This is a genomic window from uncultured Varibaculum sp. (genome assembly GCF_902489465.1).
Classification (GTDB): Bacteria; Actinomycetota; Actinomycetes; order Actinomycetales; family Actinomycetaceae; genus Varibaculum.
Map to the genome: position 1 here is coordinate 24,547 of NZ_CABTZZ010000012.1, position 12,785 is coordinate 37,331.

Below are 12,785 nucleotides of genomic sequence, written 5' to 3' on the forward strand. Positions count from 1 at the left end.
CTATTCGCCGTCCTTACCGATTAAATCTTCCGGAACTGTTTCCCCGCGAGAAATCGCGCTCATGGCTTTGCGGGAAACTACCTTGACCCGTTCGCGCTCACCACGGCCGCCCTCGACCTCGCCAAAGTCTGCGCCCAGCTGCTTTTCGTATTCGTCCAACAGTTCCCAACCATGCCAGGTAGAGAAAGGAACCCCCCGCTGCTCCAGAAGCTCAATCATGGCATCGTGACCCACCGCTTCCCCGGTAGCCACTAGCTTGCCAGCTTCCGCGTCCTCTACCAGGTGGGAGATAGTTTGCTGCGCATCAGACTTGGTAGACCCAATCAGCCCCACCGGGCCGCGCTTTACCCAACCGGTAGCGTAAATCCCGTTCAAAGGAGTTCCCTCCAAATCGGTGACCCGTCCTTCCTGATTGGGGATTACTCCCCGACGCTTATCGAAAGGCAAGCCCGCAATCGGGGAAGAGAAATATCCCACCGCGCGATAAACCGCCTGTACCGGAGTTTCCCGCAGCTCGCCAGTCCCGGAAACCGTTCCGTCCCCGTTCAGCTGGGTACGCTCGGTAACCAGGGCGCGCACATGCCCGTCCTCATCAGCTAAAATCTCTTTCGGAGCCGAGAATAGATGCAGGTGAATACGGCGATCAGCATCCCTATCGTCCTCGTCCATAGCGTAATTAATTAAGGTATCAACCACCATTTTGGTTTGTTTAGAAGCCGCAATCGCCTGCTCCGAGCCTTCATCGAACTCAAAATCTTCCTCGGAAACAATAACTTTTACTCCCGGCTGCTGCCCGAGTTCGCGCAGTTCCAAGGGGGTGAATTTCACCTGAGCCGGTCCGCGCCGCCCGAAAACATGCACATCGGTTATCGGGGATTTGTAGAGCTCTTTCGCCACGTTTTCCGGAATCTCGGTTTTGAGCATATCGGCAGGGTGCTTCGCCATTACCCGCGCAATATCGAGGGCGACGTTACCGACCCCGATAACCGCGACCTCTTTCGCTTCTAAGGGCCAAAAACGCGGATAATCCGGGTTGCCATCATACCAAGAAACAAAATCGGCAGCCCCATAGCATTCCGGCAAATCCTGACCGGGCAAATCAATCGGTTTATCACGGTCAGACCCGGTAGCGAAAATAATCGCATCATAGTGTTCATGCAGGTCATCGACAGTAATATCGGCGTCCTCGCCGCCAACATTCACATTTGCCAGCAAACGGATATCACCGCGCTGCAAGACCTTGTAGAGGGCAGTAATAATGGCTCGAATCCGGGGATGATCGGGCGCTACGCCATACCGAACTAATCCATAGGGTGCAGGTAGACGTTCAAAGAGGTCAATCTCTACGTCAAGACCAGATTTGGACAAAATATCAGAAGCATAGATGCCGGCGGGGCCGGCTCCAACTACAGCGACACTAAGCGGACGGTCAGACACTAAAACCCTTCCTTTTACATACTCAATCTGGCGGCGCCATCTTTTAGCACCTCAAACCTGAAATTATTCTATCCGCGAGTAGCGACTATCTCGCATTTTATTGAGCGGTCTCACACATTGGCTCAGCCACTTTTACTAATAGGCACGAGTGCAGGAAGCAGCGGCGAAGAAACGGGCAAACCCTACTTTGAACGCCGCTAGCTCCTAACTCACGCAATAAAAGCAAAGCTGCCCCAAGTAATGATGCATGGGAGACAATAGGAATATTAAAGGAGGAAACAAATGACTACACGGAGAACTCCGCGCAGGCCAGCGATGCTAGATGCCGAGCAGGCAGAAAACATTCCCGGTGCCGAGGACGGGGCGATCTCTTCGGAGGTTGCCCACTTGGTAGCGCAAACTCTGCTAGGAATCGAAAAAGAAAGTGACGATAAGGTTAAACGTTTACGCCAGCTGCTAGAATCTGGCGGGATAGATACGGTCAGTGAACTCTGGTCCGCCTCACCAGCCAATACTTTGCCCGGAACGCTTTGGCGGCTTTACTTGGTGTATCAATGGTATTTACGCGATCCAGATCTGGTAAATGAACGCTTCCAGCAGGGGCTGGCAGCTCTTGAAATTGGGGAAGTTTTTTCGCGCGAGCATTGCGAAAAATCGGTTTTTGCCCTCATGAATAAACTAGCGGAGCTTTGGCGAACGCAAACCTCAATTGATCAGCTGGCTCCGCTGCTAGATCGCACCAGCGATTTCCTGAAAGTACTGGCCAGTGGGGTCAGTGCTGACTGGATTAAAGACGCCCGAGATAAACTGGCTGATCCGGTAACCCTGCGTCCCGAAGCGCTATTACAAACCGCGCGCGACCTAAAGCTTTCAGCGCGTGCAGCCAAGGTAAATCGCCTAAACTAGAACTAAATATACCCGGACTAGTTCAGTACCGTCACCAAATCATTCATTAGAAGGGATCGGCATGAACAGCAAACAGGAAGCTGACAACAAGCCAGAACCTAAAGTAGGCAAAGCTAAAATTAAAGAGGATGCGCAAGGGGACCCCCAGGTGGTGCCTTCGCCTGCCGACATTGCCCGGATATATAAAGAAAACCCGCAAACTGAACCAGTATCCCAGGTAGACCGGCAAGCGGCACAATCCAACTTTGAGACCGCCACCGCTGACGAGCTAATATCTTCAAAAACCTCTCCTGAACAGTTTCCCGGCACCGATTACGAGGACGCGGACTACGCCCTCCCCGATAAAAAACCCCCGTTTATAGGGGGGCAAAAGGTCGATAAATCCGGTAAGCCTCCTGCCTCGGAAAATAACGCTGGAAAACCAGCTAGCGAAAAGAAAGCCAAGACCGGGAAACCGGCAGCTGCCAGTAAGCCTGCTGATTCCCCAGGAAAAGCCAAATCTAAGGCGCAAAGGTATTCCGATACAGAAGCATTAGCGGGCGGTCACGCCCAAACCGATGGCCCCGATGATCTTTCCCAAATCAGCCCCTCCACTTTGCGAGAGGCACCCGGGATGGACAAACTCGCACAAGCCGGTCCCCTCGGTCAAGACAAGCCCCTCCCCAAAGGTCGTTTCGGGGACCGGGAACTATCTTGGATGCAGTTCAACCAGCGGGTATTAGAGCAAGCAGAGGACGAGCGGCTCCCAATCTTAGAGCGCGCCTGGTTCACCACTATTTTCTCTTCCAACTTGGATGAGTTCTATATGGTGCGCGTAGCGGGACTAAAACGCCGCATTGCCGCCGGAATTGCCCGCACCGCCGCCTCCGGCCTTACCCCCCGGCAAGTGCTTGACCTGGTGACAGAGCGCGCCCAAGTATTGTGTGCTCGGCAAGCCGGTTTCGTGCAAAACACTTTGCTAGGCGAACTAGAAAATGTGGGGATCAAACTGCGGCGTTGGAATGACCTTTCCTCGGAGCAACAAGATTTTCTGCACGGGTATTTCCGCCGCCAGATTTTCCCGATCCTGACTCCGCTGGCGGTCGATCCTTCACACCCCTTCCCCTACATTTCGGGACTGTCAGTTAATTTGGCGGTAGTAGTGCGCAATCCCTTAACGGGAAAACAGCATTTTGCCCGGGTTAAAATCCCGGAAAGCCTGCCTCGGCTAATCTGTGTGGAGCAAGCAATAGACCAGGTCAGCCCGGAAGACGCGATTGATACTAACGGGGAAGCCACCTTCATTACTCTGGAGGATGTAATTGGTCCGCACCTCGATCACCTCTTTCCCGGGATGGAAATCTTGGAACATCACGTGTTCCGCCTGACCCGCAATGAGGATTTGGAAGTCGAAGAGGACGACGCCGAGAACCTGCTTACCGCAATGGAACAAGAATTGCTACGGCGCCGTTTCGGCCCAGCAGTGCGCCTAGAGGTTGCCGAAGGCATCTCGCGGCCAGTATTAGACTTCCTGGTTGCCAAATTAGAGATCGGAATGGAGGACGTTTTTGCTCTACCGGAACCAATTGATTTGCGCTGCCTAAACGAGCTGCATGAACTAGATTTACCGGAACTGAAATACCAAAAGTTTGTACCGGCCACTGCTGCCGGTCTTGCCGAAGTAGAATCGGCTACCCCCACCGATATTTTCGCCATGATTCGCAGTCACGATGTGCTGTTGCATCACCCTTATGATTCCTTCTCTACCTCGGTGCAGCATTTCGTCACCTACGCCGCCAGGGATCCCAAAGTGCGTTCCCTAAAACAAACCTTGTACCGTACTTCCTCGGATTCACCGATCGTGTCTGCCCTGATCGAGGCGGCACAAAACGGCAAACAGGTGTTGGCGATTGTAGAGATCAAAGCCCGTTTCGACGAGGACGCCAATATTTCCTGGGCGCGTAAATTAGAGCGCGCCGGGGTACATGTGGTCTATGGCATGGTAGGTTTGAAGACCCATTGCAAACTGTCGATGGTGGTTCGCGAAGAAGCCGACGGCCTGCGCCGTTACTGCCATGTGGGCACCGGCAACTATCACCCCAAGACAGCACGCGGATACGAGGATTTGGGGTTGCTTACCTGCGATCGCGAGGTAGCCCAAGACCTTACTCGCCTGTTCAATCAGCTATCCGGTTATGCGCCCCGCACTTCCTTCCATCGCCTGCTGGTGGCTCCGCGCTCTATCCGCCCGGGCATTATTGAACGCATTGAACGTGAAGTAGACAATCACCGCAAAGGCTTGCCCGCCTATATCGGGATTAAAGTAAACTCCCTGGTAGACGAGGCGGTAACTGATGCTCTCTATCGAGCCAGTCAGGCCGGGGTACCGATAGATATTGTGGTGCGCGGGATTTGCACGATTCGCTCCGGGGTACGTGGGCTATCGGAAAATATCCGAGTGCGTTCCATTTTGGGGCGTTTTCTGGAGCATTCGCGTATTTACGCTTTTGAAAATGCCGGACAACCAGAGGTTTGGATCGGTTCAGCTGACCTGATGCACCGCAACTTAGATCGCCGGGTGGAGGCTTTGATTAGGATCAAAGATCCTGATATGACCGCGGAACTAATGGATTTGGTGAAGCTTCAGGCCTCTCCAGCAGTATCTTCTTGGCATTTACGCCGGGACGGTACTTGGCGGCGACATATTAATAGCAAAGATGGCTCGCCCCTTATGGACATTCAAGAGTACCTAATTAACAAGGCTAACTCGCGGATGAAAGGACGCTAAACGGCTGATCGTCCATCTAACTCTTCATGTTGAACAGTTACCACCCTTTTTACCTGGGGAAATGACCTTATAAGTAATTTGTTAGACAATAGAGACAGATTACGAGAAAGGCAAGTTGCTACCATGACGGCTCGACCTAAGCCACCGCATATGCGGATAGTACGTTCCGCAGGCGCACTAGTGTGGCGTCTGCGAGAGGGAGCCACCCCAATTCCCGGCACTTCCATCCCCGCCCAGCGCCAGGACATAGAGGTGCTGATTGTACATCGTCCCCGCTATGATGACTGGTCTTGGCCCAAAGGCAAACGCGAACCCGGGGAAGCAATCCCTGCAACCGCGGTACGCGAAGTTGAAGAGGAAACTGGAGTTCCGATTCGCCTAGGAGCGCCGCTGACCGTGCAGCGTTACCGTTTGGGATCGGGAGTGACCAAAGAAGTTTATTACTGGGTAGGATTCCCAGATGTTCCCGCGGAAACTTTGCGGGCGCGCCCTCTGGCTCCCCCAGCTCCGAGCAAGGAAATTGATAAGTCACAATGGGTGGGTGCGCGCAAAGCGATGCGCCTGCTGACTCGCCGCGGGGATCGACGCCTGCTGGAAGAACTGCTCACCCGACTGGCGGAACGTACTTTGAGCACTCGGACACTGGCGGTGCTCCGGCACGCTAAAGCCACTAAACGCTCCCATTGGGAGGGTAACGAAATGACCCGGCCGCTTTCGAGGCGCGGCTCCTCGCAAGTGTTACGCCTACTTCCCGCGCTTTCTGCCTTTGGTATCAATCAGATAATAACTTCGCCGTGGCGCCGCTGCGTGGCCACGGTCGCCCCTTATGCCACGCTTTCGGGCACTACCTTAAAAACGGAGGCTTCCTTCACCGAGGACGCCTATCGGGAAGATCCCTCGCGGATGCGAGGGATAATCCGGGGATTGCTTTCGGAAAGTCAGCAAGGTCAGCCGGCCGCTCCCTTGGCAATTTGCGTACATCGTCCCACGATTCCGGGGATTATCGGGGAGCTAGCACCGCTCACCCCTAACCATCTAGGCAGATTGCTGCCCCAGGATGACCCCTATTTAAAAACCGCGGGAATGCTAATCGTACATATGGCAGATTACCCGGAGCCGAGAATTGTTGACCTGGAGGTATTTCGCCTAGATCCCTAGGGGTTTTAGCGGTGAGATATTTTAGTGTCCCTAGGCCTTGTGGATACCATCGGGCTTTATTACTGTCAGGCAACCGTGACTCGCAAGGGAACCACGATCGCTAAACTGAGGACATGAACAATTCCCGCGCCTCTGTCCGCCCGGATTTTTCGGCTAGCAATCCCCCTAGTACGGATAATAATTCCGCTCCCTGCCTACTACCGCGAGTGGGCATCGGTAGCGACGTTCACGCTTTTGCCGAACCCAAAGACCCCAGCTCGGCTGCTCGTCCCTGCATGGTTGCTGGACTTTCTTGGCCGGGAGAGCCCCCGCTTAAAGGACATTCGGATGCCGATGTTGCGGCTCATGCTCTGTGTGACGCGATTCTATCAGCTGCTGGTCAAGGGGATCTGGGTACCCATTTTGGTACTGACCGTCCCGAGTGGAAAGGTGCCAGCGGCACCCAGCTACTGGCAGCCACTATGGAGATTATTCATCAGGCCGGGTGGGGACTGGGAAACGCCGCGGTCCAAGTGATCGCGAACCGCCCCCGGATGGGGCAGCGTTATCAACAGGCGCGCGCTGTACTGGAGGAAGCGGTAGGGGCACCGGTATCGATTTCTGCGACTACCTCGGACAAGTTGGGTTTCACCGGCCGTGGGGAGGGAGCGGCAGCCATAGCTACCGCGCTGGTTTATCCCCTAACTAACTTGAACTGAAAGCCGGGATCTGAGAAATACTCTGACCCTCTCTAGGCAAGCTGTCGATATGCCTGCGCTCCCGGGTTGGTGAAAATAACTCTCCTCCGAAGGTAAAGAAAAAAGCAAGTTAGTAAAAATACGCTCGGCGAATTTTGTCTTTCCAAGCTTTTTGAAGCCAGCTTTTTAGGTTTTTAGTGACCTGCATCATAGCAATACAGGTCTTAAGGCCTAGATTTTTTTAGAAAAAAATACTTAATAAATATGCGCTTAAAACCGGGATTTTCCTGGCCTTTTACCCCAAATATAGCAAAAAGGATCTCTAGCTCTCACATACCTAAAGTCCCGGGGGATATTGTGATTTGCTTGACAGCAAGATAATATGTTTCGAAGTCGAAAGTATCGGCATTAACCCCAATGGAGAGCAAATGATAACTACATTCTCAACATTACTGATGCCCACCGTCGGTGCGGCAGATTTTATTAGCAGCGGAAGCACCAGCGGTATCGCCATTGCAATGGTTATCTATTTCGTAGCCATGATTCTGATTGGTATCTATGGTTACACCCGCACTCAAACCATGGATGACTTCATGGTTGGTGGACGTTCCTTACCTCCCCTAGTCGCCGCCCTCTCTGCGGGAGCCGCAGATATGTCAGGGTGGCTAATGATGGGACTGCCCGGGGCACTCTATTTAACCGGTTTAGTTGAATCTTGGATTGCTATCGGCTTGCTGATCGGCTCCTGGTGCGCCTGGAAATGGGTAGCTCCTCGCTTGCGTTCCTATTCGCAAATAGCGGGAGATTCGATTACCGTACCTTCCTTCATGTCTGCGCGACTAAAGGACAATAAGTTTATTCTCCAGCTGGTAGCCGGGATTATTATTCTTTTCTTCTTTACCATCTACGTAGCCAGCGGCATGGTGTCCGGTGGGGTGTTCTTCGAATCTATTTTCCATGTCAACTACCACGTAGGCATGGTGCTCGTAGCCGGCGTAGTCATCCTCTACACCTTGGTAGGCGGGTTCCTAGCTGTCTCCTGGACCGATATGGTACAGGGCATTATGATGTTAATCGCCCTGCTCCTAGTACCAATCTTCGGCATAGTTGCCCTAGGTGGCTTTGGAGTAATGACCGACACCCTGAACGGCCTGGAAGGACATATGTTCTCCATAGTAGGTGATGGAGCGGCCGGTAAACTGTCCATCCTTAACGGCTTGGCCTGGGGTCTGGGTTATGTAGGTATGCCCCATGTGATCGTGCGCTACATGGCATTACGCTCGCCCAAGGAAGCAACTTCGGCTCGTCGCCTGGGCATCGGCTGGATGTTCCTGTGCGTTTTGGGCGCCACTTTGACCGCCCTAATCGGGCGTGCCCTGTCCGAAAACGGTCTCGCTGGAATCAAAGAAGCCTTGGCACTGGTGAAACAGAATCCGCAAGAAAGTATCTACCTGGTGATGGGTCAACAGCTCTTCCCCTCGGTACTAGCCGGTTTTATGTTGGCTGCTATTTTGGCCGCCATCATGTCTACCGTTTCTTCACAGCTGCTGGTGACTTCCTCTGCAGTAGTAGAAGATATCTACCGCGGTATCAAGAAGCGCCGTTTGCTGGGCGCCAAGGGTATCAATGCCGGCCGGATGGTGGTTTTAGCGATTTCGGTTATCGCCGCTTTCTTTGCCTGGTTCCGCACTGATTCGATCCTGGGACTGGTATCCTTCGCCTGGGCAGGATTCGGCGCCGCCTTTGGTCCTGTAATTGTACTCAGCCTCTACTGGCGTAAATACACCTGGCAGGGTGCGGCAGCCGGTATGGCCGTGGGCGCTATTACCGTGGGTATCTGGGGCAACCTGCCCGATACCTTACCGATGATCTTCCAGGTATACGAGATCCTGCCTGGGTTCTTGCTGAACCTCCTGGTATCTTGGTTGGTTTCCCGCGCCACCTACAAGCCGAATGCCGAAATCGATGAGGAGTTCGATCTGTCGGTCAAGCTCGCTCACGCTTCACAAGATGAAATCAATTCGGCTCTGAAAGGTCGCTCCGTAACTCCTATTACTACCGTTCCGTTTGCCCAGGTAGCGGGGGAGGAATCGCTGACTACAGACAAGTCCAGCAAATAAAAGTGGACTCTAGGAAAAAAGTCCCCTAAATCAGGGTACACGCCCACGCATCTAGTGTTACCTTGAACATATAAGTGCGTAGAGGGTCGAGCTACTATACAGCTCGGCTCTCTACGCCTTAGGTGCGATCGATACCTATTAACAGTTTCCTAAGAAAGGACGCAAACAAATGTCAGAAAGCGTGGCTCCCCCCAAAGTTGGTGGGGAAACCGGCGACTGCCGTCACTTAGCGGATTTGGCGGTTGCTCGTGCCCAAAAATGGGTACGAGAGTCTGAGAAATACCCGGAAGATCGGGCAGCCAAACTCTTGTCCCAGGTGCTCGAAGATCAAGCAGGTCTAGACTTCACCGTTGCCTTTGTTGACGGGGTTATTCGCCCCGAGGACATTAAAGTCGCCGCTGAGGAGCTAAACCGTCTCTCGTCCTCGTCCGTGAGCTTCCTGCCCTGGTACCTGCGTTTACCCTTTAAGGTGGGCGGCGCAATGGCTCCGCTGCTACCTAAAATGGTTATTCCCATTACCCGCACTGTGTTCGCGAAACTAGTCGGGGATCTGGTTCTGGACGTATCTGATGCCAAACTAGGACCGGCGATTGAGCGGTTAAAGCAAGGCGGAATGCGGCTCAATATGAACCTGCTGGGTGAAGCCATCCTGGGTGATGAAGAGGCTAATAAGCGGCTCACCGACACCATGGCGCTACTGGAACGTCCAGATGTTGAATACGTATCTTTGAAGGTATCTGCAGTCACCGGCCCTCACAATCCTTGGGCATATGATCACGTGGTCGATCGAGCCGTAAAGGCTCTCCTGCCGCTATATCGCCGCGCCAACTCCTATGAACCAAAGAAGTTCATCAACCTGGATATGGAAGAATACAAAGACCTCCATATGACCATTGATGTATTCAAGAAGATTCTGGAAACCCCCGGTCTAGAAAAGCTGGAAGCCGGCATCGTGTTACAGGCTTACCTGCCCGACGCCCTCCCCGCAATGCAGAACCTGCAAGAATGGGCAGCGCGGCGCGTAGCCAATGGGGGCGGAAGGATCAAAGTTCGCGTAGTTAAGGGCGCGAACCTGTCGATGGAAACCGTTGATTCTCGTGAGCGTGGCTGGAAACTCACTACCCAAAAGAGCAAGCAAGACACCGACTCTAACTATATGAAGGTGTTGGACTACGCCCTGACTAAAGAGCACACTCGCAACATTAAAATCGGCGTGGCTGGAATGAACCTGTTCACCGTGGGCTTTGCCTACGAACTGGCACATGAGCGGGGAGTGTTAGAGTCCGGCGGCGTAGAGTTCGAGATGCTGACCGGAATGGCTTCTCCCCAGTCCAAGGCAGTAGCCGAGGACACCGGTCACCTCCTGTTCTACGTGCCGGTAGTTAATCCGGAAGAATACGACGTGGCCATTGCCTATCTGGTGCGGCGGCTGGAAGAAAACTCGCTGGATCAGAACTTTATGTCTGATATTTTTGATCTGGATGACGCCAATGTGCTCCACAAGGAAGAGCAGCGTTTTAGGCGCGCCTTAGAGCGGGTCTACGACGTCGAGGTCGGCCCGGTACGCCAGCAAAATCGTCTCACCGAGACGGCTGAAGATATTAAATCTTTCGTACAAAAGGATGGGGAGTGGACTTTCGAAAACACTCCGGATTCTGATCCTTCGCTACCGGAAAACATCGAATGGTCACGCCAAATCGTAAAGGCGATTCCCGATTGCCAGATTGGGATTAAAGAGGTTGAGGAAGCTACCGTTTCCGATGCTAAGGTGCTAGATCAAATGTTGGCTGGAGCAGCCGCGGCCGCCGAAGTGTGGGCAGCACGTCCCGCTAAGGAACGCAGCGAGATTATTCACCGCGTTGGCGTGCTATTGAGCCAAAACCGGGCGAAGCTGATGGAGATTGCGGCCGCAGAATGTGGCAAAGCCCTAGATGGCGGCGATATCGAGGTATCGGAGGCCGTGGACTTCTGCCACTACTACGCGCAGCAGTGCCTGGAGCTAGAACAGCAAGCGGGCGCTAAGTTCCAGCCGGCACGGGTAACGGTTTCGACCCCGCCCTGGAACTTCCCGATCGCTATTCCTACTGGTTCGACCGTTTCGGCGTTGGCAGCAGGTTCGGCAGTGATCTTCAAGCCGGCCAAAGAATCGTGCCGCACGGGCGCGCTGCTTGCCCAGATTATGTGGGAAGCGGGAGTTCCGCGTGAGGTTCTACAGTTTGTCCAATTAGGCAATCGGGAACTCGGCAAGAACCTGATGGCTGATGAGCGAGTAGATCGCGTGATCTTGACTGGTTCGATCGACACCGCCAAGATGTTCCGTTCCTGGGACAACAATATGGGGCTGTTGGCGGAAACCTCTGGTAAGAACGCTATTATCGTCACCCCCTCGGCGGATCTAGACCTGGCGGTTAAAGATATTATTAACTCTGCGTTTAGCCACTGTGGGCAAAAGTGCTCCGCTTCTTCCCTGGCCATCCTGGTCGGTTCAGTCGGATACTCCGAAAGGGTTCATCGTCAGCTACTTGACGGTGTACGTTCCCTGGTTGTGGACTACCCCTCCAACCCCTCCAGCCAAACCGGTTCGCTGTGTACTCCCGCAAAGGGGAAGCTGCTGCGCGGCCTAACCACTTTGGGACCGGGAGAGCATTGGGCGCTCAAACCCAAGCAGCTTGATGAATCCGGGAAACTATGGACTCCCGGCATTCGTGCTGGGGTACAACCGGGCAGTGAATACCACCTGACCGAATACTTCGGTCCGATTCTCGGGATTATCCGCTGTGACACCCTGGAAGAAGCCATCGAGATCCAAAACGCTACCGACTACGGTTTGACCGCTGGTTTGCACTCATTGGATGCCGATGAAATCAACCTGTGGCTAGATCGCGTACAGGCCGGTAACGTCTACGTCAACCGCGGTATCACCGGCGCTATCGTGCGCCGTCAGCCCTTCGGCGGTTGGAAGAACTCCGCGATTGGGGCGGGTACGAAAGCTGGCGGCCCGTCCTATCTGTTCGGTTTAGGCGAATGGGAAGCCGATGGTATTCCGGAAAACGAGGACGTGGAGCTGCGCAACCGCGCCTTGGTTGAAGCCGCGAAAGTAGCGCGCTCTTTGGACTCCAACAAAGAGTTCGTAATGTCCTCGCTGCGTTCTTCACAGCAGGCTCTGGACAGCGAGTTCGCTATCGGACATGACCCCTCGGATCTGCGGGTTGAACGTAACGTGTTGCGTTACCGCCCACTGCCGGTACTTATCCGCCTATCCGAAGGAGAGGACGCTTCTCAGGTGTTAATGCTGGCAGCTGCCGGTCGCGCCGTTGGTTCTCAAGTCTCGGTATCGATGCCGCAAGAACCAGACTCCGCACTGCTCCAGTACCTGCGAGTACAGCACATCGATTACGAAGTCGAGTCCGATCAGGCCTTCCGTGACCGTCTGCCCGCCTGGGCCGCCGGTGCCGGACTAGATGGACGTATCCGCCTAATCGGTGGAGATGTTAAGGCAGTCAATGAAGCAGTTAACGGAAATGTGAATGTGGCGGTCTGGTCGCATCCGGTGACTGCTTGTGGACGAGTAGAAATGATCCCATTTGTTCGCGAACAGGCAGTAGCCTTCACTAACCACCGCTTCGGTAATCACACTCCACTTTCGGAGCAGGTGAAAATCTAGGCACTGCGGTAGTTCCATAACTAAATAAATGCCTTGCGGGGGTTGGGAAATATTTC

Annotated in this window: 7 protein-coding genes; 6 read left to right on the top strand and 1 reads right to left on the bottom strand. The window is 53.8% G+C overall.

Annotated elements, in window-relative coordinates; translation table 11 throughout:
• The gene (locus RDM26_RS03785; protein ID WP_307737707.1) at positions 1 to 1,437 is read right to left on the bottom strand and encodes an FAD-dependent oxidoreductase; all 1,437 of its coding nucleotides are present in this window, start codon (positions 1,435 to 1,437) and stop codon (positions 1 to 3) included.
• A gap of 282 nt (positions 1,438 to 1,719) precedes the next feature.
• Between RDM26_RS03785 and RDM26_RS03790 the strand changes: the two genes are divergently transcribed.
• From RDM26_RS03790 to RDM26_RS03815, 6 genes are all read left to right on the top strand, one after another.
• Positions 1,720 to 2,343 carry a hypothetical protein gene (locus RDM26_RS03790; protein WP_307737708.1) on the top strand — a complete coding sequence of 208 codons (624 nt, stop codon included), beginning with the start codon at positions 1,720 to 1,722 and terminating at the stop codon, positions 2,341 to 2,343.
• A gap of 613 nt (positions 2,344 to 2,956) precedes the next feature.
• On the top strand, positions 2,957 to 5,110 hold the full coding sequence (locus tag RDM26_RS03795) for an RNA degradosome polyphosphate kinase (RefSeq protein WP_307737725.1): 2,154 nt from the start codon (positions 2,957 to 2,959) through the stop codon (positions 5,108 to 5,110).
• 123 nt (positions 5,111 to 5,233) lie between these two features.
• The gene (locus RDM26_RS03800; protein ID WP_307737709.1) at positions 5,234 to 6,268 is read left to right on the top strand and encodes an NUDIX domain-containing protein; all 1,035 of its coding nucleotides are present in this window, start codon (positions 5,234 to 5,236) and stop codon (positions 6,266 to 6,268) included.
• A gap of 113 nt (positions 6,269 to 6,381) precedes the next feature.
• Positions 6,382 to 6,966: a 2-C-methyl-D-erythritol 2,4-cyclodiphosphate synthase gene (gene ispF, locus RDM26_RS03805; protein WP_307737710.1), complete on the top strand. Its 585-nt coding sequence runs from the start codon at positions 6,382 to 6,384 to the stop codon at positions 6,964 to 6,966.
• A 407-nt stretch (positions 6,967 to 7,373) separates the two neighbouring features.
• A complete protein-coding gene (putP, locus tag RDM26_RS03810) occupies positions 7,374 to 9,065 on the top strand; it encodes a sodium/proline symporter PutP (protein WP_307737711.1) in 1,692 nt (563 codons plus the stop codon).
• A gap of 169 nt (positions 9,066 to 9,234) precedes the next feature.
• Entirely contained in the window at positions 9,235 to 12,729 is a 3,495-nt protein-coding gene (locus tag RDM26_RS03815) for a proline dehydrogenase family protein (protein WP_307737712.1), read from the top strand.
• Positions 12,730 to 12,785 lie beyond the last annotated feature (56 nt).